General features: G+C 63.3%; 24 protein-coding genes. 13 read left to right on the top strand and 11 right to left on the bottom strand.

The features are described 5' to 3' along the window. The first annotated feature begins 49 nt into the window (after window positions 1-49). Window positions 50-757, top strand: a complete 708-nt coding sequence (locus tag HOP59_RS21485) for an RNA polymerase sigma factor FliA (RefSeq protein ID WP_010628874.1) — start codon at window positions 50-52, stop codon at window positions 755-757. Window positions 758-834: 77 nt separating this feature from the next. On the opposite strand, the gene HOP59_RS21480 is transcribed toward HOP59_RS21485, so the two are convergent. Both HOP59_RS21480 and HOP59_RS21475 read right to left on the bottom strand, forming a co-directional pair. Continuing rightward, window positions 835-2046 (bottom strand): EAL and HDOD domain-containing protein, encoded by a 1212-nt coding sequence (locus HOP59_RS21480; RefSeq protein WP_234255545.1) that lies wholly within the window; start codon window positions 2044-2046, stop codon window positions 835-837. A gap of 100 nt (window positions 2047-2146) precedes the next feature. Then, window positions 2147-2923, bottom strand: coding sequence for an EAL domain-containing protein (locus HOP59_RS21475; protein WP_010628872.1), 777 nt, complete (start codon window positions 2921-2923; stop codon window positions 2147-2149). Between the two features lie 254 nt (window positions 2924-3177). Here HOP59_RS21475 and HOP59_RS21470 point away from each other — a divergent pair, with 254 nt between their 5' ends. Together HOP59_RS21470 and HOP59_RS21465 are read left to right on the top strand one after the other, a co-directional pair. Beyond that, complete coding sequence (locus tag HOP59_RS21470) at window positions 3178-4002, top strand: motility protein A (RefSeq protein ID WP_010628871.1); 825 nt, start codon at window positions 3178-3180, stop codon at window positions 4000-4002. Next, the gene (locus HOP59_RS21465) at window positions 3989-4675 is read left to right on the top strand and encodes an OmpA/MotB family protein (RefSeq protein WP_010628870.1); all 687 of its coding nucleotides are present in this window, start codon (window positions 3989-3991) and stop codon (window positions 4673-4675) included. Before HOP59_RS21470 ends, HOP59_RS21465 begins: the two co-directional genes overlap by 14 nt. A gap of 15 nt (window positions 4676-4690) precedes the next feature. Here the strand turns inward: HOP59_RS21465 and argF are convergent, their stop codons facing one another. Beyond that, on the bottom strand, window positions 4691-5611 hold the full coding sequence (gene argF / locus HOP59_RS21460) for an ornithine carbamoyltransferase (RefSeq protein WP_010628869.1): 921 nt from the start codon (window positions 5609-5611) through the stop codon (window positions 4691-4693). 164 nt (window positions 5612-5775) lie between these two features. Here argF and HOP59_RS21455 point away from each other — a divergent pair, with 164 nt between their 5' ends. Together HOP59_RS21455 and HOP59_RS21450 are read left to right on the top strand one after the other, a co-directional pair. Then, on the top strand, window positions 5776-6126 hold the full coding sequence (locus tag HOP59_RS21455) for a Grx4 family monothiol glutaredoxin (RefSeq protein ID WP_010628868.1): 351 nt from the start codon (window positions 5776-5778) through the stop codon (window positions 6124-6126). A 252-nt stretch (window positions 6127-6378) separates the two neighbouring features. Beyond that, window positions 6379-7017, top strand: coding sequence for an HPF/RaiA family ribosome-associated protein (locus HOP59_RS21450; protein ID WP_026038172.1), 639 nt, complete (start codon window positions 6379-6381; stop codon window positions 7015-7017). 66 nt (window positions 7018-7083) lie between these two features. On the opposite strand, the gene rnt is transcribed toward HOP59_RS21450, so the two are convergent. Beyond that, a complete protein-coding gene (gene rnt, locus HOP59_RS21445) occupies window positions 7084-7749 on the bottom strand; it encodes a ribonuclease T (protein ID WP_010628866.1) in 666 nt (221 codons plus the stop codon). Between the two features lie 200 nt (window positions 7750-7949). Between rnt and HOP59_RS21440 the strand changes: the two genes are divergently transcribed. The 3 genes from HOP59_RS21440 (at window position 7950) to HOP59_RS21430 (ending at window position 10810) form a co-directional block, all read left to right on the top strand. Next, the gene (locus tag HOP59_RS21440; RefSeq protein ID WP_234255544.1) at window positions 7950-9170 is read left to right on the top strand and encodes an argininosuccinate synthase; all 1221 of its coding nucleotides are present in this window, start codon (window positions 7950-7952) and stop codon (window positions 9168-9170) included. Between the two features lie 105 nt (window positions 9171-9275). Further along, window positions 9276-9575: an HlyU family transcriptional regulator gene (locus HOP59_RS21435; protein WP_234255543.1), complete on the top strand. Its 300-nt coding sequence runs from the start codon at window positions 9276-9278 to the stop codon at window positions 9573-9575. A gap of 110 nt (window positions 9576-9685) precedes the next feature. Continuing rightward, on the top strand, window positions 9686-10810 hold the full coding sequence (locus HOP59_RS21430) for a DUF294 nucleotidyltransferase-like domain-containing protein (RefSeq protein WP_234255542.1): 1125 nt from the start codon (window positions 9686-9688) through the stop codon (window positions 10808-10810). Between the two features lie 30 nt (window positions 10811-10840). Here the strand turns inward: HOP59_RS21430 and HOP59_RS21425 are convergent, their stop codons facing one another. From HOP59_RS21425 to HOP59_RS21395, 7 genes are all read right to left on the bottom strand, one after another. Further along, window positions 10841-12064 (bottom strand): EAL and HDOD domain-containing protein, encoded by a 1224-nt coding sequence (locus HOP59_RS21425; protein ID WP_234255541.1) that lies wholly within the window; start codon window positions 12062-12064, stop codon window positions 10841-10843. A 175-nt stretch (window positions 12065-12239) separates the two neighbouring features. Beyond that, window positions 12240-14237, bottom strand: a complete 1998-nt coding sequence (locus tag HOP59_RS21420; RefSeq protein WP_234255540.1) for a methyl-accepting chemotaxis protein — start codon at window positions 14235-14237, stop codon at window positions 12240-12242. Between the two features lie 294 nt (window positions 14238-14531). Then, window positions 14532-17297 (bottom strand): sensor histidine kinase, encoded by a 2766-nt coding sequence (locus HOP59_RS21415; RefSeq protein ID WP_234255539.1) that lies wholly within the window; start codon window positions 17295-17297, stop codon window positions 14532-14534. 4 nt (window positions 17298-17301) lie between these two features. Next, entirely contained in the window at window positions 17302-17508 is a 207-nt protein-coding gene (locus HOP59_RS21410; protein WP_010628859.1) for a hypothetical protein, read from the bottom strand. Beyond that, window positions 17499-19562 (bottom strand): 3'-5' exonuclease, encoded by a 2064-nt coding sequence (locus HOP59_RS21405; protein ID WP_234255538.1) that lies wholly within the window; start codon window positions 19560-19562, stop codon window positions 17499-17501. The genes HOP59_RS21410 and HOP59_RS21405 overlap by 10 nt, the downstream gene beginning before the upstream one ends. After that, on the bottom strand, window positions 19562-19933 hold the full coding sequence (locus HOP59_RS21400; RefSeq protein ID WP_010628857.1) for a response regulator transcription factor: 372 nt from the start codon (window positions 19931-19933) through the stop codon (window positions 19562-19564). The genes HOP59_RS21405 and HOP59_RS21400 overlap by 1 nt, the downstream gene beginning before the upstream one ends. 147 nt (window positions 19934-20080) lie before the next feature. Next, complete coding sequence (locus HOP59_RS21395; protein WP_010628856.1) at window positions 20081-20368, bottom strand: hypothetical protein; 288 nt, start codon at window positions 20366-20368, stop codon at window positions 20081-20083. A gap of 295 nt (window positions 20369-20663) precedes the next feature. Here HOP59_RS21395 and HOP59_RS21390 point away from each other — a divergent pair, with 295 nt between their 5' ends. From HOP59_RS21390 to HOP59_RS21370, 5 genes are all read left to right on the top strand, one after another. Next, entirely contained in the window at window positions 20664-22340 is a 1677-nt protein-coding gene (locus HOP59_RS21390; protein WP_010628855.1) for a carbon starvation CstA family protein, read from the top strand. A 15-nt stretch (window positions 22341-22355) separates the two neighbouring features. Further along, window positions 22356-22658 (top strand): cory-CC-star protein, encoded by a 303-nt coding sequence (locus tag HOP59_RS21385; RefSeq protein ID WP_010628854.1) that lies wholly within the window; start codon window positions 22356-22358, stop codon window positions 22656-22658. A 36-nt stretch (window positions 22659-22694) separates the two neighbouring features. After that, window positions 22695-23702: an ArsA family ATPase gene (locus HOP59_RS21380; protein WP_010628853.1), complete on the top strand. Its 1008-nt coding sequence runs from the start codon at window positions 22695-22697 to the stop codon at window positions 23700-23702. Window positions 23703-23884: 182 nt separating this feature from the next. Further along, window positions 23885-24295, top strand: a complete 411-nt coding sequence (locus HOP59_RS21375; RefSeq protein WP_234255537.1) for a ketosteroid isomerase-related protein — start codon at window positions 23885-23887, stop codon at window positions 24293-24295. Further along, window positions 24295-25227 carry a carbon-nitrogen hydrolase family protein gene (locus HOP59_RS21370; RefSeq protein WP_234255558.1) on the top strand — a complete coding sequence of 311 codons (933 nt, stop codon included), beginning with the start codon at window positions 24295-24297 and terminating at the stop codon, window positions 25225-25227. The genes HOP59_RS21375 and HOP59_RS21370 overlap by 1 nt, the downstream gene beginning before the upstream one ends. The last annotated feature ends 6 nt before the right edge of the window (window positions 25228-25233 follow it).

Raw genomic sequence — 25233 nt, 5'->3', positions numbered from 1 at the left:
GCGCCGATCGGCATCGCTCGAGGGAACCGTCAGCCGCGAGAGCAAGAGCATGTACACAGCACGAGGCAAGATCGAACAGGCAGACCTGCTGGAGGAGTACCTGCCGCTGGTGAGGCGCCAGGCGCTGTCGATGCAGGTTCGACTGCCGGCAAGTATCGAGCTCGATGATCTGATCCAGGCCGGCACCGTGGGGTTGCTCGAGGCGATGGGTCGCTTCGATGCCACTCAGGGGGCGAGTTTCGCTACCTTTGCCAGCCAGCGTATCCGTGGCGCCATGCTGGACGAGCTGCGCAGCCGCGACTGGCTGCCTCGCAGCGTGAGGCGTAATGCCCGGGCGGTCGATGAGGCCGTGCGCAGTCTGGAACAGAAGCTCGGCCGGGCGGCAGACGAGCTTGAGATAGCCGCCGAGCTCGACATGGAGCTCGAGGAGTATCGCCAGCTGCTCAGTGATACCAACAGTGGCCATCTGCTGCCCTTCGAGGTGCTCGTCTCGGAAGGCGCCGAACCCGGCATCGAGGACGCTTCGCTCGATACGCCTTATCACATGCTCATCGACGAGGAGCGGCGTCGGCAACTGGTCGATGGCATCGAGGCACTGCCCGAGCGCGAAAAGCTGCTGATGGCGCTCTATTACCAGGAAGAGCTCAACCTGAAGGAGATCGGCGCCGTGCTCGGTGTCACCGAGTCACGCGTGTGCCAACTGCATAGCCAGGCGGTAAGCCGGTTACGGGCACGCCTGGCGGACAACGACGTCTAGGTTTTCCCAAGCGCAAGGGTTTCCCAAGCGTAAGGCTTTCTCCAAGCACCCGGCGCGGTTAGGCAGCTCTCGCATGCCTACAGGTTATCCATCAACGCCTTGGTGCTGGCCAGTGCGTTCATGTAGCAGCCATGCAGTCGGTCAGCGGGAACTTCATCGATAGCTTCTTCGACCTGGCGCTCGTGGTTCTCGCACAGGACGAGCACGGCACCGAGAGGTCCGCTGCGATACTTCAATGCCTTGATGATCGGTTCGCCCAAAGGCAGGTGGTCGAGCAAGGTATTGCGATCCTCTTCGAGCAGGGCATCCATCATCGAGAACAGCCCGGTGGTGAAGGCATCCTCGGGATCGAGAGTAGGGAAGGGGGCCGCCAGATGACGGCACATGAAGGCGCGGATCAGCGCCATACGCAGCACGATGCGGGATGAGGGCTGCAGACTTGCCAGGGTCAGGGTCAGGATCAGCCGACGCAGTTCTATCAACCCCAGGATCTGTACCCCACGCTGCAGATCGACCGCCTTGCCGCCAGGATTGAAATAGGTAGAGTTGGCGCGGCGCAGAATCGCCACATGCAGATGAGGCACCTGCACCACCAGCTCGTGCAGTCGGTTGAGGTCACTGCTGTCTTCCTCATAGAGGGCGCGAATCAGGCGAATCTGGGCGGCGCGGTTGCCGTGGCGTCCACGGGGCGGCGAGGCAATGAAGCTGGGGCGTGCCAGATAGTCGCCGTCATAGTAATCGCAGCCCATCATCTGGTAACGCTCCAGGGCATCGCGGCTGTCGAGATTGCCGACCAGTAGCTTGATATTGCGAGCCGGGAGCTTTTCCAGCGTCTTTTCGTCCAGTTCGTTGGGTGAGCTCAGCTGTATGATGTCACAGCGGCCAAGCAACGCCTCGGGATCCTGCTTGAACAGCCGAGAAGGCACGATGACCCGATAGCCTCGCTCACGAATGTCATCCAGGCGCCCGAGCAGCTCGCTATCCAGCGTACTGGCTTCGGCAACGCCAAGCGCTAGCCGCGGTGCCGGGGTGGGCAGCAGTTCGGGGCGATCGAGCCACTCCAGGGGCAGGTCGACGAACAGCGTCCTGTCGCCTAGCAGCCCAGCATCGCCAAGCTCGTAGACGGCGCTGGCCAGGGCCCGGGCGGTAGCGGACATGAGGTCCTCGGCCTCATCCTCGGCGTCGCTGCGCCGGGTGTAGACGAGACGATCCGCCACGTGATGGTGGCTGGCATCGTGAACCGGATGGAGAGCGATGGTGAAAGGCTCTGGACCCCTTTGGTCGGGCATGTGGCTTGGCTCCCTGCTGAGTGTTGCAACACCCAGGTATGTTCTCATGTTTCCAGATATGACGGCGGCTCCGGTGCCGCTTGTCCTGCGCTTGCAGCATCTACAATGCCTGGCGCAGCGCCGCGAGGCCCGGTTCGAGATCCGGTGCGAGGCTCTCGAGGGCGGGGCGCGCATGAAAGAAGCCCTGCTGCTTCGGAATGCCGTGACGCCCCAGCCACAGTGCCTCGTCGCGGGTCTCCACGCCCTCGGCAATCAGGTCGATACCGAGCTCCCCGGCAAGGCTGACGAGGGCTCTGAGAATCGCCTGTCGGCGAACGTCGTCATCGCAACCCATCACCAGGGCGCGGTCTATCTTGAGCCGGTCCGGGTGCAGTATCGTCAACAGATCGAGATTGGCGAAGCCGTTGCCGAAGTCATCCAGGGCAGTGGTGAATCCCATGCTGCGATAGGCTTCGATGATATTGCGCAAGTGCTCTTGGTCCTGCACCTTTTCGCTTTCGGTAACCTCGAACACCAACCGCTCCGTCGGCCACCCAACCTTCTGGGAAATGGCCAGCGTCGCCTGAATGCACGCCTGGGGTTCGTAAACGGCATTGGGCAGAAAATTGATCGACAGGCTCTCGCGCATGCCGAGCCGGCTGGCAAGCTCGATGGCGCGGATGCGGCAGGCCTGATCGAAGCGGTAGAGCAGGCGGGGCGTCACCTTGGCCAGGATGCTGCCTGCAGATTCGCCGGCGGGCCCTCTCACCAAAGCCTCGTAGGTGATGATTCTGGCCGAGCCCAGATCGACGATCGGCTGGAAGGCCATGGTGAAGTCGAAAGGAAGTTCGCCTTCGCAGCGTTCGCAGTGTCCCTCCTTCTCGGCGCATCGATGCATGGCAACTCCTTCCCGGGCCTGTTCGGTATCGTCTGCGTGTTTGAGCAGTGCAGTGCACTCACCGTCTCGTCTAATCGTCACCGGTCAAGCCCACTTGACCATCCTATCGGCGGTGCTGGTAAAAACTTTAGTCGCTCAGTGAAAATTGATCTGTATCAATTGTTCATAAGCAATCTCGGTATCGAATTAAAGCGCTCGCTATCGCTGCCGATAATTTTCGTTAGACTCGATGCCCGCGCATCACAGGAGCATGAATGAATCCCTCGACTATCATCGGCATGTTTGCCAGTGTCGTGCTGCTCGTCAGCGTCTTGTTCTTCACTGCCGAATCGCCCCAGAGCTTTCTCAATCTGCCGGGGCTGGCCATCGTGCTGGCGGGCACCATGGCGGCGACCTTCATCAGCTATCCGCTCAAGGAAGTCGTCAGGGTGGTGCGTCTGGTGGGGCTGGTGTTTCGGCGCGAGAACACCTACATAAGGGACGACATCAAGGAGCTGGTCGACATCTCGCGACTGTGGTTCAAGGGCGACGTCAGGGCCGTCGAGGCGGCACTGGAGAAGGCGCGCAACCCCTTCCTGCGTACCGGCATTCACTTGGTCATTGCCAACACCAAGGAAGAAGAGATCTTCGATCTGCTGCGCTGGCGCATTGCCCGCCTCAAGGCCCGCGAGCACGCCGAGGCGCAGATATTTCGCACCATGGCAACCTATGCACCGGCCTTCGGCATGATCGGTACCCTGGTGGGGTTGGTCAACATGCTCGAGGTGATGGAGTCCGGTGACCTACACGTGATCGGACCGCGCATGGCGGTGGCCTTGCTGACTACCTTCTACGGCATCCTGCTGGCCAACCTGGTGTTCAAGCCGATCGCCGTGAAGCTGGAGCGGCGCACCGAAGAGCGTCTGATCGCCATGAACATGGTGCTCGAGGGCATCTCGCTCATCACCAAGCGGCGTCTGCCGTCGTTCATCGAGGAGACCCTCAACTCCTTCGTTGCCAACTATCACGATGAAATCCGCGATCCCAGCGTGGCCAAGCGCGACGCTATCGACGATCAGGTGCAGAATGCTGGACCGTAGCACCCGCAACGTGCTGCATCCCCCGGCTTCTGGAGAGGGGGATGAAGAAAGCTGGCTGGTCAGCTACCTGGACGTATTGACGTTGCTGATCACACTGTTCGTGCTACTGCTCTCGCTGGCCGGGAACGGCCTGGCCGTGCAAGGCAGTCGTCATGGCGGCGAGGTGGCCACGGCGATCACTCCTCAGGCCGAGGCGGCGGCACGGATGGTGGCGGGAGCGGGGCTCAAGCCGCAGCACGAGGGGTTGCAGCCGCGCTTGCAGAGTCTGAACATCGAGGGCGTCAGCGTCGCCGAAGGGCAGCGTGGCATCACCCTGCGTATCGATGACAACCTGCTGTTCAGCAGTGGCCAGGCCACCCTGACGGCGCAGGGGCGCGAGGTCCTGAGTGGCTTGCGCGAAACGCTGGAAAGATTCGACGGGGACATTTCGGTCGAAGGGCACACCGACGACATTCCCATCGCCACCGCCCAGTTTCCCTCCAACTGGGAGCTCTCTTCAGCGCGTGCGATCGCCGTGCTGCGCTATCTCTCCGAGCTTGGGGTGTCTTCCCAGCGGCTGCGGGCGGTGGGCTATGCCGACACACGCCCCATGGAGAGCAACGACTCCATCCAGGGGCGTGCCGCCAACCGCCGCGTGGAGCTGCTGTTGCATCAGGAGTTGCGGGATAGCTAGGGGGCGTTAGCCCCCTCAGTGATCGACCCGGCCCAGTAGCAGAAACTCGATCAGCGCCTTCTGGGCATGCAGGCGGTTGCCGGCTTCCTGCCATACCACGGCGCGCGGATCGTCGAGCAGCGTCTCGCTGATCTCCTCGCCGCGGTGGGCCGGCAGGCAGTGCAGGAAGAGCACGTCCGGCTTGGCCAGGTCGAGCAGCGCCTCGCTGACCTGGAAGCCGGCGAAGTCGGCTTCGCGCTTGGCCTGTTCCTCTTCCTGGCCCATCGAGGCCCACACGTCGGTGGTGACCAGATCGGCACCGGCCACGGCTTCGGCGGGGTCGCGCAACAGAGTGACCCGGTCGCCGGCGGCAGCGAGAATGTCCTGGCGCGGCTCGTAGCCCTCGGGGCAGCACACCCGCAGTTGGAAATCGAACTGGCGCGCGGCGTTGATCCACGAGTGGCACATGTTGTTGCCGTCGCCGATCCATACCGCCGTGCGTCCGCGTACGCTGCCGCGCAGTTCGGTCCAGGTCATCACGTCGGCCAGCAGCTGGCAGGGGTGATAATCGTCGGAGAGCGCATTGATCACCGGTACCGAGCTTGCCGCGGCATAGGTCTCGAGGCCGGCATGGGAGAAGGTACGAATCATGACGATGTCGACCATCTCCGCGAGCACCCTGGCGGTGTCCTCGATCGGCTCACCGCGGCCGAGCTGCGTGTCGCGCGGCGAGAGGAACAGCGCGTGGCCACCGAAGTGCGCCATGGCGGTTTCGAACGAGACCCGGGTGCGCGTCGACGACTTCTCGAAGATCATCGCCAGCGTGCGATTGGTGAACGGCGCGTAGACAGGCCCTTGCGCGCGCAGGCGATTCTTGATCGTGATGGCGCGCTGGATCAGGTAGTGCAGCTCGTCGGGGCTCAGGTCCAACAGGGTCAGGAAATGGCGTGTCGCCATGGCGATCTCTCCGCGCGAAAAAACCACCATCCTATCCAGCCGGCGGGGGATGCGCAATTCGCTCGTCATCAGTAGAATGGGGCCATGAGTAAAAGACTGAGCGTTGCACTAGGGTATTTTTCCTCTGCATCCTCAGCCACCACATCTTCCAACAGGGAGCGCACATGAGCACTACCATCGAGAACATCCAGCGCCAGATCAGCGAAAACCCCATCCTGATCTACATGAAGGGCACACCCCAGCTGCCGCAGTGCGGCTTTTCCGCCCAGACCGTGCAGGCTCTGATGTCCTGTGGCGAGCGCTTCGCTTTCGTCAACGTGCTGGACAACCCCGACATCCGCGCCGAACTGCCCAAGTATGCCAACTGGCCAACCTTCCCCCAGCTGTGGGTCGACGGCGAGCTGGTGGGCGGCTGCGACATCGTCACCGAGATGTATCAAAGCGGTGAGCTGGAAAAACTGATCAAGGACGCGGCGGCCCGGGCCAACGCCAACGAGGAAGGCGGTAACGCCTGATCCCGTTTCCCCGCAGGGTTCGACAAGGCCCACGAGCTTCGGCTCGTGGGCCTTGTCACTGTTGGGCCGGTACTTGCTCACTTACCTCGGGTTACCAAAACCCAGAACAGAGTCGATTGAAATCCTTCGGTCCCGCTACCACGCTGAACGGGACAAGGCCCGAAATGGATTCAGGCAGCAGGTGGCTTCGAACGCAAGGCGAATACCGCCGGGAACGTCGTTCGCCGCCTCCTGAAACGACAGGGAGGAAGCATGCAAACGCCTTTGGAAATCACCTACCAGCATGTCTCGCGCTCGGCGTGGATCGATGAGTACGTACGCTCCCGCGTGGCCAAGCTTGAGAATTTCAGCAAGGATATCGTCTCCTGCCGCGTCACCATCGAGCAGACCCAGAATCCCCACAAGACAGGCAACCCCTATCGAGCCCAGGTCGAAGTGACCTTACCGGCCAAGGGTGAACTCGTGGCCGAGAAGAGCGACAAGGTAACCGACCCCCAGGTCCAGCTTCGCCCCATCATTCGCAGCGCCTTCGAAGCGATGGAGAAGCAGCTCAAGAAGCAGACCGCCAAGCGTGACGGCAAGGTCAAGCAGCACAACGACGAGCCATTGCCGCCGGTGGCGACGGTAGTGCGCATGTTCGAGAAGGATGGCTACGGCTTTCTCAAGAGCATCAGCGGCCAGGAATATTACTTTCACCGCAATGCGGTGCTGCACGGCGACTTCGACCGCTTGACCGTGGGTACCCGGGTGCGTTTCGAGCCTAACGAAGGCGACGAAGGACTACAGGCCAGCTCCATACAGATCATCGACAAGCCCGGCGTGGGCGGCGCGGCGGATGGTGAGGACGACCTCGACATGCCCGCCGGCTGGGAGCAGGAGCCCCGTCACTGAGAGCCTGTAGTACTGAGAGAGCCCTGTACTGAGAGAGCCCTGTACTGAGAGCCCTGGAGCAGAGCGTCAGAGTTCCTCGAGGCCCTGCTCACGCTGCGCCAGCGCCCAGCCGCCGAGGTCCTTGTAGCGGTTGACGATGGCGCAGAACAGCTCGGCGGTGCGCTCGGTGTCGTAGCGTGCCGAGTGCGCTTCCTGGTTGTCGAAGGGGATGCCCGCCGCACGACAGGCCCGAGCCAGTACCGTCTGGCCGTAGACCAGCCCCGAAAGGCTGGCGGTGTCGAAGCTGGAAAAGGGATGGAAGGGGTTGCGCTTGATGCCGCAGCGGTTGACCGCGGCATTGAGAAAGCCATGATCGAATGCGGCGTTGTGGCCCACCAGCACGGCGCGGGTGCAGCCGTGGGACTTGATCGCCTTGCGCACCGGGCGAAAGATCTCACCCAGGGCTTCGGCCTCGGAAAGCGCGACCTTCTGGCGCAGCGGGTCGTCGAGCTTGATCCCGGTGAAGTCGAGCGCCGACTGTTCCACGTTGGCGCCGGAGAAGGGCTGCACATGGTAGGCGTAGGTGGCGTCGGGCATCAGGTTGCCTTCCGGGTCCATCGTCAGCGTCACCGCGGCGATTTCGAGAATGGCGTCGCGTTCGGCGTTGAAACCGCCGGTTTCTAGATCGACCACCACCGGCAGGAAACTGCGAAACCGCTGGGCCATCAACTCGCGGGTGATCGCCTCGCTCATGCGCCTCTCCTCATCACTTCCCTCTCGCTGCCTGTCGCTGTCGTCGTATCGCCGTGGTACTGGCCAGCCATGGCCAGGCCGCTGCGTTTGGAGCAAAAGTCTATCAGCTTGGCTGCGATACGTCCTGTCGCCGGTATTCGCCAGCCGGCAGCCACGCTATACTGCTCGCTCTGTGACGTTTACCTGAGAGGAGCCCCCGAATGTCCGATGTCAAGAAGGTCGTGCTTGCCTATTCCGGCGGCCTGGACACGTCCGTCATCGTCAAGTGGTTGCAGGAAACCTACAACTGCGAAGTCGTGACCTTTACCGCCGACATCGGTCAGGGCGAGGAAGTCGAGCCGGCGCGTACCAAGGCCCAGGCGCTGGGTGTGAAGGAAATTTACATCGAGGACCTGCGTGAAGAGTTCGTGCGCGACTACGTCTATCCGATGTTCCGTGCCAACACGATTTACGAAGGCGAGTACCTGCTGGGTACCTCCATCGCGCGTCCGCTGATCGCCAAGCGCCTGATCGAGATCGCCAACGAGACCGGTGCCGATGCCATCTCCCACGGCGCCACCGGCAAGGGCAACGACCAGGTACGCTTCGAGATGGGTGCCTACGCGCTCAAGCCCGGCGTCAAGGTGATCGCGCCGTGGCGCGAGTGGGACCTCACTTCCCGCGAAAAGCTGATGGCCTACTGCGAGCAGCACGACATTCCCATCGACTTCTCCAAGAGCAAGAAGAAGTCGCCGTACTCCATGGACGCCAACCTGCTGCACATCTCCTACGAGGGCGGCATCCTCGAGGATCCGTGGGCCGAGGCCGAGGAGGACATGTGGCGCTGGAGCGTGTCGCCCGAGGCCGCGCCGGATGAGCCCACCTACGTCGAGCTCACCTATGACAAGGGTGACGTCGTCGCCATCGACGGCAAGCCGATGAAGCCCCACGAAGTGCTCGAGAGGCTCAACAAGCTGGGCGGCGACAACGGTATCGGCCGTCTCGACATCGTCGAGAACCGCTATGTCGGCATGAAGTCCCGCGGCTGCTATGAAACACCGGGTGGCACCATCATGCTGCGCGCCCACCGCGCCATCGAATCGATCACCCTCGACCGTGAGGAAGCGCACCTCAAGGACGAGCTGATGCCCAAGTACGCCAAGGTGATCTACAACGGCTACTGGTGGAGTCCGGAGCGTCGCATGCTCCAGGCTGCCATCGACGAGACACAGAAGAACGTCTGCGGCGTGGTGCGCATGAAGCTCTACAAGGGCAATGCCACCGTGGTCGGTCGCAAGTCCGAGCAGTCGCTGTTCGACGAGTCCATCGCCACCTTCGAGGACGATGCCGGCGCCTACAATCAGAAGGATGCCGAGGGCTTCATCAAGCTCAACGCCCTGCGTCTGCGGATAGCGGCCGGCAAGGGCCGCCAACAGGCCTGATTTGCCCGTTTCGCTGCGATGATGCGCCGGCCCCAGGGCCGGCGCTGTCGTTTGAAAAAGCTGGTAGGGAAGAATTCGTAGGGAAAAACGGTAGGGGAGAGAACGATGCTGAAGAAACTTTTGGGTGGGTTGTTCGGCAGCGGTGAGGTCAAGCCGGCCACGGCCAAGGCCGCCGAGCCGGTGGAGTACAACGGCTACCAGATCGTCTCGGAGCCGGTCGAGCAGGGCGGCCAGTACCGCGTCAGCGGCTGGATTCGCAAGCCGGGTGCCGATGGCGAGCTGCTCGAGCATCGTTTCGAGCGCTCCGATCTGGTGCCGGGCCGTGAGGCCTGCGACCAGCTGATGGTGAGCAAGGCACAGCGCTACATTGATCAGGTCGGCGACGGCATGTTCGAGCCGCGCTGAGCCGGCCGTAGCGGAGGATCGTGCCGTATCCTCATCCCTTGGCCCAAGTGTGTGGCGGTGCTGGTCTCGATACACTAGCTCCTAATACACATGAGTGGTGGGGAGACGACATGCAACTACTGCACCGGGCCTCGCCCTGGCGTGAACTCTTCGCGGGCGATACACCACCGGCGTCGGCAACCTTGCTGGCGCCGCTGTGCGAAGCGCTGGACGAACTGGAGCTGGCGACCGATCTTCCTGCCGCCCATGCCTGGCAGCCGCGGCTGGTCGAGGCGCTCGAGCGGCTCGACCTGCCCGCCTGGCGTATCAGCCAGCTGATCAGCGATCACAACGAATTGCTCTACCGGCGTGCCATTCTGCTCTCGCTCAACGAGATGCAGGGGCAGGGCTGGGGCAAGCCCCCGGTGGAATTCTGCGTACTGACGCTGGGTTCTGCCGGGCGTCACGAAAGCCTGCTGGGGCCCGATCAGGACAACGCCATGATCGTGGCCGACTACCCGGACGCCCGTCATACCGAGATCGACGGCTTCTTCCAGGCGTTGGGCGAACGCTTCACCGCGCGCCTCGACGAGGCGGGCATACCGCTGTGCAACGGCCATGTGATGGCACGCTGGCCGATGTGGCGCAAGCGCCTCTCCGAGTGGTGCGAACAGCTAACTCTGTGGACCCAGGAGCGGCGGGTCAAGCGCGTACAACAGAGCAACATCCTGCTCGATTTTCACCCGGCCTTCGGCGATGCTGCGCTTGCCGACGCCCTGGCCGAACATGTTCGTCTCATCATGCCCAGGGCCAGCCTGTTCCTCGACGAGATGGCGCAACTGCTCGATGAACTGCCGGTGGCACTGGACCGCTTCGGGCGGCTGGCTGGAGACGGCGACGGAGCGCCCCACGAGAATGCCCTGAACCTCAAGCGTCAGGGGCTGTTGCCGCTGGTCAATGCCGTGCGCCTGTTGGCGCTGCGCCATGGCGTGAGTGTGCCAGATACGCGCCTGCGGCTGCCGGCGCTGGTACTCAAGGGGGCTCTGACGGCGCAGCAGGCCAGGGCGGGCATCGCGGCGTTTGACCGCCTGCAGGAGCTGCTGCTGCAGGCGCAACTGGTGAGCCTGAAGGCGGGTGGGGCGCCGGACGGCTGGGTCGACGCGACCCGGCTGGAAGAGGACCAGCGTCTGCTGCTGCGTCACGATATGCAGGTCATCCGCCGCCTAGTGCGAATGGCACAGAGCGGCCGCAGATAGCGGCTGGCACCGAGGTGGCGAATCTCTGGCTCACCTCACCGCGGCGAGTGTGGCAAGCAGCTCGAAAGCGGTGTTATGGGCGTGGCAATATAACGTCATCAGCTGATCCTTTTCACCGGAAAGCCCTGATTCACGCATGGCAAAGTGGCGCTCCGTCGCTTCGATGCGCTGCAAGACGCTCCCATAGTCTCCCTTGCGATGCACAATGGCCTCGGTCGTTGCGGCATCCAGCTCGAGGCATTCGAGAAACTCTTCCCGGGAAACACCGAGCAACAACTCTGCCGTGGATATCAGGCCGATGAAATAGGCATCCTGTTCTCGCAGTGCATCCTGTTTCGCCAGCATTTCGCACGCTTTAGCTCGCGTCAGCGCCAACTCGGCATGTTCCGACTTTGCATCACCGAGTAATCCGAACAAGGCGACCCAACTGGTCAACTGACGTAAGCCCAGGTGCGTAACGACACCATGCAATGAATTGATAGGAGCACGAGGGCGATAGAAGGCACTGTTAGCCACCCGGGTCAATTTGAGAGCCAACTCCGGGTCGGCCTCTACCAGTGCGATGATTTCATCGATGCCGGGTTCCGGTTGGTGCAGGACGTGAAGCAAGGCGGTCGCGTGGAGCGAGGCGGTAGGAATTTTCTTGCCATATACCGGAGTGGGGCGCGCATAGTAATATCCTTGAAAGAGATCGAAACCCAACTGTAGGTAGATATCCCGCTCTTTCAGGGTCTCGATGCGTTCTGCCACCCATTTGAGATTCAGGTGGGAAAGTCTCTCTTTATGTCGCTTTACTTCTGCTGGTGCTACGGACGAGATATCGACCTTGATGTAGGAGGCCATGCTGATCAGGGGCTCCCAGCTGGGTTTGAAGGCAAAATCGTCCAGTGCGAACCGATACCCTCGAGCATGGAGACACTGTACGGCTTCGATCAACTCCTGGGTGGGCTGCAGGCGCTCTACCAGCTCGACCACGATATGGTTGGGCGTTAGAGGCAGGAAATGTGGCGACAATAGAATCTCAGCGGATACGTTGACGAAGGCAGGCACCTTGAACGCATTGACTCTCTGCGTGATGGCGGTGCAGAGCTGATACACCACTTCTGCAGTTGCGACATCCTCGCCGACATCCGCCACGCTAAGCCCGGTTTCGCTGCGGTACAAGAGTTCGACTGCATTTATCTTGCCATGCCGGTCGAAGATCGGCTGTGAGGCCAACAGAAGGCTAGTTGCACTACCGGTTCCCTGTGTCATACCCATGCTCTCGGATTGCCGCTCCTCCTGATGAGATCGGCTGAAATGAATTTTTCTTTAACTCAGGTTAAGAAAATATGACCCTTTGTGAAAAGCTGGTTCGGCCAGCGTGGCAGCCAAGTCTGCGGGAAACGGGCGGCAGGTCTAACTGCGACGACCTGCCGTCCGGCAGGTGCTAGAAGGTTGCCCACTCCTCTTCGGATTCCTTCTCACGCTTCCGGGGCTGTGGCTTCGGATCCGCCGGCCGTGACATGGCGGAGGAAGGTGCCGGAAGTGCGCTGCGTGATGGGGCACGAGGCGTCGCAGTGCTGCAGGCAGGCGCATCGCCCAGGACGAAAGTGGACATCAGCTCGTCGAGCAGGCGTGCATTCTCGTGCATGGTGGCTGCCAGGCTGGCGCTCTGATTGACCATGGCGGCGTTCTGCTGCGTCATGGTGTCCATCTCGGCCACTGCCGTATTCACCTGGTCGATGCCCGCGGTCTGCTCCCGCGCGCCGGCAGTGATCTCGCTGATCACATCCGAAACCTGAACCACGCTCTGGCGCAGCTCCATCATCCTCTCGACGACCTCTTGTACGATCTTGCCGCCCTCCTGGGTGTGCTTGACCGAGGTGTCGATCAATCCGCGGATGTCCTTTGCCGCATCGGAGGAGCGACTGGCCAGGTTGCGCACTTCCTGTGCCACCACGGCGAAACCGCGTCCGTGCTCGCCGGCACGAGCCGCCTCCACTGAGGCGTTGAGGGCCAGAATGTTGGTCTGGAAGGCGATGGAGTCGATCAGGCCAATGATGTTGCTGATCTTGTTGGCCGATTCATCGATGGCTGCCATCTTGCTTCGCATTTCGGTCATGGCCTCGTTGCCGCGTTCGGCCACGCTCGCTGCATTCACGGCCAGACCATTGGCCTGTTCGGAGGCCTGAGCCGTATGCGACACGGTGGAGTGGATCTCTTCCATGGAGGCAGAGGTCTCCTGAAGATTGGCCGCAGCCTGCTCGGTACGCGATGAGAGTTCCTGAGTGCCATCGGCGATGTCGCCTGCGCCGGCCAGCACCGTGCGAGCGTTCTCGCGTACTTGGAGCAACGTATTCTGCATACGTTCGACGAAGGCGTTGAACTGGTGGGCGAGCTGACCCACTTCGTCCTTGCTGTCTACCTGCAGGCGCTGAGTCAAATCGCCCTTGCCCTGGGCGATGTCGGCCATGGCCAGCGTGGTCCGGCGGATGGGAGCGAGCACCTTGCGCGCCGAGATCGCGACGATGGTCAACAGCAGCGCCAGCGTGGCCACACCGGCGAGCAGCAGCGAGAAGAGCAGATTGCTGCTGACACGGGTGAAAACGGTATTGGGAATGGCGGCAGCCAGCACCCAGCCATCGGTTCCGTCTATGGGATGCCACACCATCGTGACGGCACCGCCGAAGGGCGAGATGACCCGGCCGATACCTGGCTCGCCCGCCATCATCTGCTGGCCCAGCGCATTGGCTCCCGTGAATCCGGCCTGGTCGGCTTCGGTAACTCGTAGCTCCATACGAACTTCGGGATCCGGGTGGGCAACCACCACGCCTGTGCGGTCGACCATGTAGCCGTAGCTGCCTTCACCAACGTCGATGGCTGAGGTGATGTCGGAAACCGCCGCCATGGAGAGAGTGATGCCAAGCAACCCGATACGGTTGCCGCGGGCATCGAAGATCGTCTCGGCGATGATGGCCGTCGGCTTGCCGCTGACCAATGAGAGCACCGGGTTGCCGAGCAGCCGGTCAGCCGTACCGTCGACGACCAGATCCTTGAAGTATCCGCGCCCGGAGATGTCGGCCCGGGCGCCGGTATGGGTAATGGTGTCGCCGGTGGCATCGGCAAAGTAGAACGACTCGATAGTGGCATCGCCCGGGTGACGGGACTTCAGCCATTCGAGATGCGACTCGACGTTGACGGGTACGGCCAGGCGTTCGTCCTTGGCCAGCCCGCTCAACAGGGTGCGGTAGCCGGCGATCCAGCGTCCGATCTCATCGGCGCGGGCTTCCACCTGGCGCATGCTGGTGTTCTCCACCATCGGCGGAATGGTGGCGTTGAGCTGGGTATGGACGATCACGCCAAGGGCCAGGAAAGCCGCCAGCAGCGGCAGGCCGATGGCGCCGAGCAATTTTTGCGTAAGGGTCAAGCGGGACAATGCTCTCATTTAGGGCTCTCTTGCAGGCTCTTTTCTTTGGTCGGGTCCCGTTCCGTCGGCGCAACGATTGCGGTGGCGCGCGGCCGCCTTCCACCCTGGGGTGGGGAGGTGCGCGGAATCGGTTTGATCTGTTTTTGTTATGGAAACGCGAGGAACGGTCTGGGTGAGAGAGGCCGAAGCCACTCTACACGGACGCTATCGGCTAAAGCCTAAGTAACTTTAGGGATCGGTAAGAAAACTGTCATGAAAATCCAAGAAGCCTCTTGGACTGCTGACGAACAAGGCGCTGGCCCCTGAGGCAATTCAGTCGCAGCCTTGCACTTCTCTGGGCTTGGCTTCCGTGGCTGCTATAGGCAGTTCCATGACCAGGCAGGCGCCCTTCAGCGTGGTGGCGTCGTCGACCCATAGCTGGCCACCAAGATGGCTGATGATGCCGCGGCTGATCGGCAGACCCAGCCCGCTGCCGCGCGGGCGGCCGCGGGCCTTGCCGCTGGCGCCGCCATAGCGCTTGATCTGATGGAACTTCTCGAACACCCGCTCGCGCTCCTCGGGACCGATGCCCGGTCCGTTGTCCTCCACGCTCATGCGGAAGCACTGGTCGTGGCGGGTCAGGTGAAGGCGCACTCTGGGGGTGTCGTCGTCGGCGAACTTGCCGGCGTTGTCGAGCAGATTGATGATCACCTGCTCCAGGCGGTCGGGGTCGCCGATGATGGGGGCCTCTTCGAGTTCCAGGTCGACCTCGAGGGAAACGCCGCGGTCCTCCTGCAGCCGGTGCACGGCATCCACGCTATGGCGTATCAATGCCACCAGGTCGAGACGCTGGGGGCTCAGCGTCAACCGTCCGCTCTCCAGACGTGCCAGATCGAGGATCTCCTCGATCAAGCGCGACAGGCGCTGACTCTCCAGCACCACCACCTCGAGAAAATGCACGCGCTTCTCTTCGGGAAGATCCTTGCCGTCGCGCAGGATCTCGGCGAAGGCGCGTATCGAGGTGAGCGGGGTGCGCAGTTCATGGCTGACCATGGCCACGAATTCGTCTTTCAGCCGATCCAGTTCCCGCAGGCGCTCGTTGGCGGCGCGTAGCTCCTCGCCGATCCGTGCCAGTTCGTGGGACTTCTGCTCCAGGCGACGGTTGTACTCCAGAGTCTGGGAGGTGGTATCGAGAATGCTGAGAATGGACTCCAGGTCCAGCGCCTCGCCGCGTACCACCGAGTTGATCAATACCCGTGCGGAGGCGCTGCCCAGCGCCCCCGAAAGGGCCTGCTCAGCGCGGGCGATCAGGGCCGGAGGGGCAGGAGCATCGTCGGCGAGGTTGCCGTGCTGGTCGGCCAGGATTCTGCCCGTGGCGCTGGCACCCAGGTAGCGGCTGAGCAGGCTCTGCAGCTCGCCGCGTGTGGTCTGGCCGCGCCACAGCGAAGTGTGCTGCAGCCCCGGATTCATCGCCTCGGTAAACAGCGCCGCCTGGGTCTGTTCCACCGGGCTCTGACGGGTGAACAGTGAAACCCCTACCAGCAACCCTACGTTGGCCAGCAGGCTCCACATCAGCGAGTGGCTGTAGATGTCGAAACCCTCCAGGCCGAACAGCGCATAGGGGCGCAGCCACGCCTGACCCAGCAGGCCCTGTTCCAGGAAGGTAGCATCCAGCCATCCCGACTGGGCGAAGCCCGGCAGCAGCAGGGTGTAGAACCAGATGATGAAGCCGGCCAGCAGGCCCAGCGTGGCTCCGGCGCGGGTCGCTCCGCGCCAGTACATGCCGATCAGCATGGCCGGGGCGAACTGGGCGGCGCCGACGAACGAGACCAGGCCGATGGTCACCAGGCTGTAGGAGTCGCCGATCAGCGCGTGATAGAGATAGCCCATTAGCAGAATCAGCACGATGGCCACCCGGCGAATACCGAGCAGCCAGCCGGCGAGCTCCCCCTGAGAGCTCAGATGCAGCCGCTTGGAGCGCAGCAGCAGCGGCATCATCAGCTGGTTGCTGACCATGGTGGAGAGCGCGATGGTTTCCACTATTACCATGCCAGTGGCGGCTGAAAGCCCGCCGATGAATACCAGCAGAGGGATACCTTCGATGCCCGCCGAGAGCGGCAGCGTGAGCACAAAGCTGTCTGGGTCGCTGTTACCCACCGGCAGCAGCAGTCCCGCCATGGCAATGGGAATGACGAAGATATTGATCGCCACCAAGTAGAGAGGAAACAGCCAGCTGGCGCGTTCCAGGTGGCGCTCGTCGACGTTCTCCACCACCAGCACCTGAAACTGGCGGGGCAGGGTGAGGAAGGCGAGAAAGGCGAGCACCAGCGTGCCCACCCAGCCAATGGCGCCACCGGGCACGGCATCGAGCCCCAGTACTCCGGAGAGCTCGGGGCTGTCCGCTACCTGGCGGAACAGATCGCCCGGGCCGTTGAACAGCACGAAGACCACGAACACCCCTACCGTGAGGAAGGCAACGAGCTTGATCAGCGACTCGAAGGCGATGGCGGCCACCATACCCTCGTGGCGCTCGCTGGCGTCCAGGTGTCGGGTGCCGAACAGAATGATGAAGACCGCCAGCACCAGCGCTACCCAGAACGATTTGTCGACCCAGAAACTCTCGTCGGTAAGGCGGAATTCAGCGGCATCGGGGTAGTTGACCAGCACCGCGTGGCTGAGGGTGATCGCCTTGAGCTGCAAGGCGATGTAAGGCGTGATGCCGATCAGGGCGATGATGGCCACCAGTGCACCCAGGCCGGAGCTCTTGCCATAGCGGGCGCTGATGAAGTCGGCGATGGAGGTGATGCGCTGGGTGCTGGCGATTCTGACCATCTTGCGGATCAGCATCGGCGCCATCAGCATGGCCAGGGTCGGTCCCAGGTAGATCAGCAGGAAACTCGGGCCGAATTCCGCTGCCCGCCCTACGCTGCCGTAGAAGGTCCAGGCGGTGCAGTAGACGGCGATCGACAGGGCATAGACGGTGGGCGAGCCGATGATGGAACGGCCTTGCTCGGCGCGCCGGTCGCCCCAGGCGGCGATCACGAACAGCAGTGCCAGGTAGCCGAAGGCGACCGTCAGCACCGTCGGATCGGTTCTCATCGTGTCAGTCGTCCTCCCGACGATGCTCCATCAGCCAGGCAGCCAGGGCAATCACCAGCAGCCAGGCCACGAAAATATAGAGAGGCAGCCACGACAGGGTGGCAGCAGGAGAGCGGTCGAAGATCAGCACCAGCGGTGGCGAAAAGAGCAATAGCGCCAGGCCGATCAGCGCCATCAGCCGGGCCCGCGGGGTGGAGGAGTCTATGTGCATGCGTCCTCCTTGTCGAAGGCGGTGGCCTGCAGTGCCAGTACTTGCTCCAGGGTATCGATGCCACGCGCCTCCAGCCGCGGCAGCAGCGCAAGCCACAGCTCGGCCGTCACGCGAGCATCACCGAGGGCCGTATGGCGCGTGCCCGGCGGGAAGCTAAGGTCGTAGCGTTCGGCCAGGGTGTCCAGGTCGTGCCCGTCCAGGCTTTCGTCCAGCGCCCGCGAGAGCAGCAGGGTATCGAGCACCGGCATCTCGAGCGCGGCACCGCTGCCTGGCGATTGCAGGGCCAGCAGATCGAAGGCGGCATTGTGGGCCAGAATCACGGCATCGCCGATGTAGTCGCGAAAGCGGGGCAGTACGACCGGCAGCGGCGGAGCGCCCGCCACGTCGTCGTCGGTGATGCCGTGTATTGCCGTACTGGCGGGTGGGATCGGCTTGCCGGGGTCGACGCGTACGTCGAAGATGTCGCTGGCCAGCAGTCGCGCGTTGACGATGCGGCAGGCGCCGATGCTGATCACGGTGTCGCCCCGGCGCAGCTCGAGGCCGGTGGTTTCGGTATCGAAGGCGACGATTTCAAGCGTGCGCAGAGTGCGGCGTGCCAGTTCGGCATCTGGCGGCGGCAGGTCGGCAATACCAAAGTCATGGAACTCCGGCCGCGGCGGCAACTGGCTGGGTGGGGCGCCGACGCGCTCCATCGCCGGCAGTGGCAGCCGTAGCCGGGCATGCTTGCCGTCAGGGTCCGCCAGGCTCCAGGCATCGCTGGCGTGCTGGCGCAGCAGGTCGCCGACCCTCGGCGAGAGCGGCAGCGTCTCCAGGCGCTGAGAGCACCAGACCGACAGCTCGCGCTGCGACAGCGGGCGTCCGGGCCAGATCAGGTCGAGATAGACACGACGGTTGCCGAGCAGCATTTCGGCTTCGAAGTCGGTGGTACCGGTATGCTCGCTCAAGCGCTCCAGCAGGGACTCGAGCATGACCAGCAGCGCCGGGGCGTCGCCCTTGAACCAGGCCGGCATACCGATGGGCAGCACTTCGATGGGATTGTCGCCGAGCCGCTCGTTGAGCGATTGCCACAAATCGTTGGACCACAGCGGTACCAGGCGCTCTCCCTGTTGCTGCATGTCGTCGATCAGGCGGCCGAGGTTCTCGATCTCCTGGCCGAGGGCGAGGCTCTCTTCCTCGATGACCGCTTCGAGGCGCTGACGCAGTGTCTCGTCGATGTGCCTGGCATGACGCACACTGCTCAGCGCTTCGGCGGCACTGGCCAGGCTGGCGCCGTGGCGGCGCAGCGGTGCCATGTGCTCCGCCAGGCCGGCACGGGCACCCATTTCACTGGTCCAGGCAGCGGTGGCATCGGTGAGAGTCAGCAGTGTCTCGCCGTTGCTCTGCGGGACGCGGCGCATGGCGACATGCAGCCAGCGCTCGCTGCACGGCATCAGCAGTTCCCGCGGCGAGCCGTCGTCGGGTAGCTGGGCGAGAGAATCCTGCAGGCTCGACACCGGCAGCAGCGCATCGAGCCGCTTGCCCAGGCCAAGTCCGGGGTGCCCTGCGAACAAGGCCTCGGCCGCCTGGTTGAAGAGCAGCAGGCGACGATGGTGATCGCACAGCAGCAGGGGGGTGTCGAGCACCTGCAGCAGCGTTTCCAACTCCTGACGTATACGAGCGGCGCTGCGTGCGCCTTCGGCATGGGCCGTGGCGAGACGCGTCCGGTCGCTGCGCCAGGCTTCGCGCACCCGCATCAGGTCGGGCCCCAGGCCGCGCAGCCAGCCTTCCGGCGGGTAGTCCTCGCGGGCGTCCGGGTTGGCTACCAGGCGCGCCAGTTGGACCTGCAGATGGCGCAGCGGGGTGAACAGCATGCGCTCCAACAGCAGCCCCACCAGGAAGATGGTGCCACCGCCGGAGAAGCAGCCCAGCCACAGCACCAGCCGGGCCAGTCCCTCAGGCTGAAACAGACTATCCAGCCAGGCGGCGAAGATGGCCCCACCCAGCAGGCTGATGCCGCTGAGCAACAGCCACAGGCCGATCAGGCGCTGACGCTTGGGCAGCTTGCCGCCCTTCATCAGGCATCCTCGGCCAGCAGGGATTTGACTTTCTCCACCAGGGCCTGGGTCGAGAAGGGCTTGGTGACGTAGTCGTCGGCGCCCAGCGCCAGCCCCTTTTCCCGCTCCACCTCACGGCCGTGAGCGGTGAGCATGATGATGGGAAGCCTGGCGTGGCGAGCGTCCTGGCGCAGCTGTTCCAGCACGTCGAAGCCGCTGATGCCGGGCAGGCTGATATCGAGAAGAATCAGGTCGGGTGGCGACTCCTCGACCTTGGCCAGGGCACCTTCGCCATCCTCAGCCGTGTCCACGTCGAAACCGGCCTGCTGCATGAGGAACTCCAGCGACAGGACGATGTTGGGCTCATCGTCCACCACCAGTACCTTGGCCATTCATCACTCCTTGGAACGTATTTATGTCTTGTTAATCACCAGTCTAGTGCGCATACCGAGGGCAGCAAAGACGACCTTGGCAGAAGGCGTTCGGTATTGCCGGGAAAGGGATGTCAGGCAGCCGGGCAGGAGCGAGGGCGAGCCTCTTCAGCGGGGCTCGTCGCTATCCTTTCCGAGATGACGGAATTTCGGTCCCAGGGGGCCGAGCCACAGCCACACCTGCACCAGCACCAGCACCGGCAGCAGCCAGGGCGGGGCGCCGGTGGTGCGGGTCAGGACATGGAAGATCAGGTAGGCGGTGATGCCAGCAACCAGCCCCACCAGGGAGAAAGTGAAGGCGCGCGCCTGACCAGGACGGCGGGTGACCCGAAACAGCAGACCGATGAAGGCACCGAAGGCACCGGCCATGGCGAGTTGGAGCAGGCTTTCTGACATGGGTCTCATCGCTTTACGTCGGGACTTTCCTGGCAGCGTAACGCGCACCATCGCATGAAGCTGTACGACCTTGGATCAAGTTGATGATCCCGGCTTACGGTCATGTCCGCTGCGCCCGTTTGCTACGACTTTAGGGTAAGAAAATGGACTGATTCAGGCCTGAAAGTGGACTTGTCGGCTCGCTCTGCTCATCCTTATCCATTCAGCGCACATGTGCTGAACTGTTTCATGAATCGCGAAACATGCGAGGCAACAAGAAAGAAAAAGAACCTTCCTCAAAAAGGAGCCGATCGGAATGAGTGCTATCGTTCTGCTGATCCTGGGTCTAGGCGGAATGGCAGCGGGGTACTTCCTCTACTCACGCTTCATTGCCACCAAGATCTATCGTCTCGATCCCGACTTCAAGACGCCTGCTCACGAATACGAAGACGGGGTGGATTTCGTCCCCACCAATCGATTCATCCTCTGGGGTCATCATTTCACCTCGGTGGCCGGTGCCGCGCCCATCGTCGGGCCTGCGATTGCGGTCATCTGGGGCTGGCTGCCGGCCTTTCTGTGGGTCGTGCTGGGCACCATCTTCTTTGCCGGGGTGCACGATTTCGGCGCGATCTGGGCCAGCGTGCGCAACAAGGCCAAATCCGTCGGCGCCCTGACCGGCGATGTGGTCGGCAAGCGCGCCCGCAGCATCTTCATGATCGTCATCTTCCTCGTATTGCTGATGGTGAACGCGGTATTCGCCGTGGTCATCGCCGGCTTGATGATGAATTTCTCCACGGCAGTGGTACCGGTATGGGGCGCGATCCTGGTGGCGCTGATCATCGGTCAGCTGATCTATCGGCGCATCCTCAGTCTGCCGGTCGTCTCCATACTCGGGGTCGTTGCGCTCTACGTGCTGATCTTCATCGGCCCTGCGGTGCCGGTACAGATGCCTGCCGAGGTGGGGGCGCTTTCCGGTAACGCCGTATGGATCCTGATCCTGTTCGGCTACGCGGCGATTGCCTCGCTGTTGCCGGTGTGGGTGCTGCTCCAGCCCCGCGACTACATCAACGGCTTGCAGCTCTTCATCGGTCTGATCGTGCTCTATGGCGCGATTCTGTTCCTCAATCCGACCCTGGTGGCGCCCGCTATCAACCCGGACGTGCCGGCGGGAACACCTTCGATGATACCGCTGCTGTTCGTCACCATCGCCTGTGGCGCCATATCGGGTTTCCATGGCCTGGTCTCTTCCGGCACCACATCCAAGCAGCTCAACAAGGAAACCGACGCCCGTTTCGTCGGCTACTTCGGTGCCGTGGGCGAGGGCATGCTGGCGCTGGCCGCCATTCTTGCCGCTACCGCCGGTTTCGCCACCTTCGCCGATTGGCAGGCCATGTATACCGCCTTCGGCCAAGGCGGTGTCAATGCCTTCGTCGAGGGCGGCGCCTACATGATTCACAACGGGCTGGGCCTCAACGAAGTGACTGCGGCCACGCTGCTAACGGTCATGGCGGCACTGTTTGCCGGTACCACCATGGACACCGGCCTGCGTCTGCAGCGCTATATCTTCCAGGAGTGGGGCGACATCTATAACCAGCCGTGGATGAAGAAGAGCGCCCCGGCGACGTTGCTGGCGGTGGGTAGCTGTCTGCTGCTGGCCTTCGGTGCGGGCGGGGCGGACGGTACCGGAGGCATGATCATCTGGCCGCTGTTCGGTACCACCAACCAACTGCTGGCCGGCCTGACGCTGCTGGTCATCACGGTGATGCTGGTTCGCCTGCGGCGTCCCATGTGGTACACCCTGGTGCCGCTGTGCTTCCTGCTGGTGATGACCATTGCCGCACTGCTGATTCAGCTGCGCGCCTTCTTCGCACAGGGCAACTACTTCCTGCTGATCCTCGACATCGTGGTGCTGATTGCGGCGATCCTGGTCGCCATGGAGTGCGCCTCGGCGCTCAAGCGCTCCAGGGCGGAGATGGCCGAGCAGCAGGAGTGAACCGCGGAGGACGACATGCACGACGATCATGACGATTCGCATGATCCTCGTCTCGAAAGGATTCGGGCCTGGCTCAGCCAGGCCCGTTTCTTCGCCGAGGAGGTCTACTCCTCGCGCTATCGCGGGGCCATCGCCCGGGCCCGCCGTGACGAGGACGACCTGTTCATGCTGCTGGTCTTCTCGGAAATGATGGGCGTGCCCAACCCGGCCGCCTATTACACCCTCGAGCTGCAGCCACTGCTGCTGGAGCGCTTCCATGACTGGCACAAGCGTATGGGCATGGAGAGGTCGCCATTGGATCACTTCAAATGCTGTTGAGAATCCTGGCAGGACGCTCGACACGTAGGATTCTGTATGAAGGATTTACTTGATAAACGCCTGCTCTGGGTAGGCGGCAAGGGGGGCGTGGGCAAGACCACCGTGGCTGCATCGCTGGCGGTACTGGCGGCGCGACGGGAGCGGCGCGTGCTGGTGGTTTCCACCGATCCGGCCCATAGTCTGGGCGACGTCTTCGACCGTGAGCTGGGCGACGTGCCGCGGCGCCTGCTGCCCAACCTCGATGCCATGGAGATCGACCCGGATGCCGAGGTGGAGGCGCATCTGGCGCGGGTCACCGAGCAGATGCGTCGCTTCGCGGCACCGCAGATGATGGCGGAGCTGGAGCGCCAGATGCGGCTGACCCGCCAGTCGCCCGGGACCCAGGAGGCGGCGCTGCTGGAGCGGCTCTCGCGGCTCATCACCGCCGAGGATCCCGAGCACGACCTGATCATCTTCGACACGGCCCCTACCGGCCATACACTGCGCCTGCTCAGCCTGCCCGAGGCAATGGCGGCCTGGACCGACGGCCTGCTGGCCCATAATCGCAAGTCCGAAGAGTTGGGCAAGGTGCTGTCGCATCTGACCCCCAAGCGCGGACGCGACGTGGCCACCCCCTTCGACGACCCACAGGAGGACCCGCTCAGCGAGCTCGACGAGCGCACCCGGGACGTGGCACGCACCCTGATCGAACGGCGCCGGCTCTTCCACCAGGCGCGGCGTCGGGTGGAGGATCCCGAGCGCACCGGCTTTCTCTTCGTGCTGACCCCGGAGCGGCTGCCGATCCTCGAGACCGCCCGCGCCGTGGCGGCACTCGAGGCGGTGAAGATCCCGGTGGCTGGCACGCTGGTCAACCGGGTGATCCCCGATGAGGCCGATGGCGACTTCCTGCGTGCTCGCCGTACACAGGAGGCCAGCTATCTGGCGCGTATCGACGCCGAGCTGGGCCATCTTCCGCGCCCCCGGTTGCCCTGGCTGCCCACCGACGTACAGGGCCTGGCCACCCTCGAGGAACTGGCCGATCGGCTGGAAGCGATCGGGTTCTGAGAAGGGGGCTATTTCTGAGAAGGGGCTGTTTCTGAGAAGGGGCTGTTTCTGGGCAGGGGGCCTGAGAACCTTTCGATTACTGTCGTGGAGCAATAGTCTCGTGTCGGGCACGTGGTGTTCCGAAAGCGCCACTCTGGCTACACTGGCGCCTTTCGAACCACCGGTGATTTGCAGGAGAGACCATGTCCGACAGCGTGCAACTGATTCAGCAATACTACGCGGCCTTCAACCGCGGCGACTGGGAGGCAATGCTGGCCTGCCTCGACGAGGCGGTGGTGCATGATCTCAACCAGGGTGAGCGGGAGTGCGGTCGCGAGACCTTCCGTGCCTTCCTGGCGCGCATGGACCGCAGCTATGTGGAACGCCTCGAAGATGTCGTCGTTATGGCCACGCCCGACGGCGCGCGGGCGGCCGCCGAATACGTGGTGCACGGCGAGTACCGCGCCACCGATGAAGGGCTGCCGCCGGCTCAGGGCCAGCGCTACGTGCTGCCGGGCGGTGCCTTCTTCGAGGTACGCGACGGCAAGATCACTCGGGTTACCAATTACTACAACCTGCAGGAGTGGCTGCGCCAGGTGGGAGCCGAGGCGTGATGCGGGTAGCGGTAGCCAAGTATCCGATCGGCATGCCAGCGGACTTCGACGCCTTCGCCCGTCGCCAGGCGGCCTGTCTGGCCGAGGCCAAGGCGCTGGGTGCCCGCATCGCGGTGCTTCCAGAGTACCTGAGCCTGGAACTCGCTGCCGGTTTCGCCACCGAGGTGCGCAGCGACCTGCACGCCTCCCTGGCAGCGCTACAGCCGCTGCGTCAGGCCTGGTGCGACCTCTACCGCCGCCTGGCACGAGAGCTCGATCTCCATATCGTGCCGGGCAGCTTCCTGCTTGAGGTGAGTGAAGGCCGCTACCGTAACCGCGCCGACTGGTTTGCCCCGGACGGCCTGCACGGCTGGCAGGACAAGCTGCAGCTCACCGGCTACGAGAAGTCCAGCGGCGTGATCGAGCCGGGCGATGCGCTGCACGGGTTCGACTGCAATGGTCACCGGGTGGGGATCGCGGTCTGCTATGACGTGGAGTTTCCGCTGCCGGTGCGGGCCCAGTACGAGGCCGGAGTGCGCCTGCTGTTGGTGCCGAGCTGCACCGACACCGCGGCCGGTGCGACCCGGGTGCGGGTGGGTTGTCTGGCCCGGGCGCTGGAGAACCGTTTCTTCGTGGCCCAGGCGGTCACGGCGGGCGAGGCGGCCTGGAGCCCGGCGCTGGACGTCAACACTGGCGAGGCGACCCTCTACGCACCCATGGATCACGGTTTCCCCGCCGATGGGGTACTGGCCGCCACCCACGGCGAGACGCTCTGGGCCTGCCACGAACTCGATCTGTCGGCCCTGGAACGTAGCCGCGAAAGCGCCCAGGTGGCCAACGATCGCGACTGGCCCGCTCAGCTTGCCGCCCCTCTGCGCCCGTGGGAGGAGGCGATGCCCCGGCCCCTGGCCGATGGCATGCCGGAGTTAGACCAAGTACCGGAGACGGCCTGAGCCGAT

It is taken from the genome of Billgrantia aerodenitrificans, from assembly GCF_021404405.1.
Taxonomy (GTDB): Bacteria; Pseudomonadota; Gammaproteobacteria; order Pseudomonadales; family Halomonadaceae; genus Halomonas; species Halomonas aerodenitrificans.
This window is presented reverse-complemented; position numbering and strand designations above follow the sequence as displayed.

Coding starts and splice junctions, on each gene's coding strand:
- HOP59_RS21485 (WP_010628874.1), top strand. CDS start 50: ATGTACACAGCACGAGGCAAGATCGAACAGGCAGACCTGCTGGAGGAG.
- HOP59_RS21480 (WP_234255545.1), bottom strand. CDS start 2,046: ATGCCCGACCAAAGGGGTCCAGAGCCTTTCACCATCGCTCTCCATCCG.
- HOP59_RS21475 (WP_010628872.1), bottom strand. CDS start 2,923: ATGCATCGATGCGCCGAGAAGGAGGGACACTGCGAACGCTGCGAAGGC.
- HOP59_RS21470 (WP_010628871.1), top strand. CDS start 3,178: ATGAATCCCTCGACTATCATCGGCATGTTTGCCAGTGTCGTGCTGCTC.
- HOP59_RS21465 (WP_010628870.1), top strand. CDS start 3,989: ATGCTGGACCGTAGCACCCGCAACGTGCTGCATCCCCCGGCTTCTGGA.
- argF (WP_010628869.1), bottom strand. CDS start 5,611: ATGGCGACACGCCATTTCCTGACCCTGTTGGACCTGAGCCCCGACGAG.
- HOP59_RS21455 (WP_010628868.1), top strand. CDS start 5,776: ATGAGCACTACCATCGAGAACATCCAGCGCCAGATCAGCGAAAACCCC.
- HOP59_RS21450 (WP_026038172.1), top strand. CDS start 6,379: ATGCAAACGCCTTTGGAAATCACCTACCAGCATGTCTCGCGCTCGGCG.
- rnt (WP_010628866.1), bottom strand. CDS start 7,749: ATGAGCGAGGCGATCACCCGCGAGTTGATGGCCCAGCGGTTTCGCAGT.
- HOP59_RS21440 (WP_234255544.1), top strand. CDS start 7,950: ATGTCCGATGTCAAGAAGGTCGTGCTTGCCTATTCCGGCGGCCTGGAC.
- HOP59_RS21435 (WP_234255543.1), top strand. CDS start 9,276: ATGCTGAAGAAACTTTTGGGTGGGTTGTTCGGCAGCGGTGAGGTCAAG.
- HOP59_RS21430 (WP_234255542.1), top strand. CDS start 9,686: ATGCAACTACTGCACCGGGCCTCGCCCTGGCGTGAACTCTTCGCGGGC.
- HOP59_RS21425 (WP_234255541.1), bottom strand. CDS start 12,064: ATGACACAGGGAACCGGTAGTGCAACTAGCCTTCTGTTGGCCTCACAG.
- HOP59_RS21420 (WP_234255540.1), bottom strand. CDS start 14,237: ATGAGAGCATTGTCCCGCTTGACCCTTACGCAAAAATTGCTCGGCGCC.
- HOP59_RS21415 (WP_234255539.1), bottom strand. CDS start 17,297: ATGAGAACCGATCCGACGGTGCTGACGGTCGCCTTCGGCTACCTGGCA.
- HOP59_RS21410 (WP_010628859.1), bottom strand. CDS start 17,508: ATGCACATAGACTCCTCCACCCCGCGGGCCCGGCTGATGGCGCTGATC.
- HOP59_RS21405 (WP_234255538.1), bottom strand. CDS start 19,562: ATGAAGGGCGGCAAGCTGCCCAAGCGTCAGCGCCTGATCGGCCTGTGG.
- HOP59_RS21400 (WP_010628857.1), bottom strand. CDS start 19,933: ATGGCCAAGGTACTGGTGGTGGACGATGAGCCCAACATCGTCCTGTCG.
- HOP59_RS21395 (WP_010628856.1), bottom strand. CDS start 20,368: ATGTCAGAAAGCCTGCTCCAACTCGCCATGGCCGGTGCCTTCGGTGCC.
- HOP59_RS21390 (WP_010628855.1), top strand. CDS start 20,664: ATGAGTGCTATCGTTCTGCTGATCCTGGGTCTAGGCGGAATGGCAGCG.
- HOP59_RS21385 (WP_010628854.1), top strand. CDS start 22,356: ATGCACGACGATCATGACGATTCGCATGATCCTCGTCTCGAAAGGATT.
- HOP59_RS21380 (WP_010628853.1), top strand. CDS start 22,695: ATGAAGGATTTACTTGATAAACGCCTGCTCTGGGTAGGCGGCAAGGGG.
- HOP59_RS21375 (WP_234255537.1), top strand. CDS start 23,885: ATGTCCGACAGCGTGCAACTGATTCAGCAATACTACGCGGCCTTCAAC.
- HOP59_RS21370 (WP_234255558.1), top strand. CDS start 24,295: ATGCGGGTAGCGGTAGCCAAGTATCCGATCGGCATGCCAGCGGACTTC.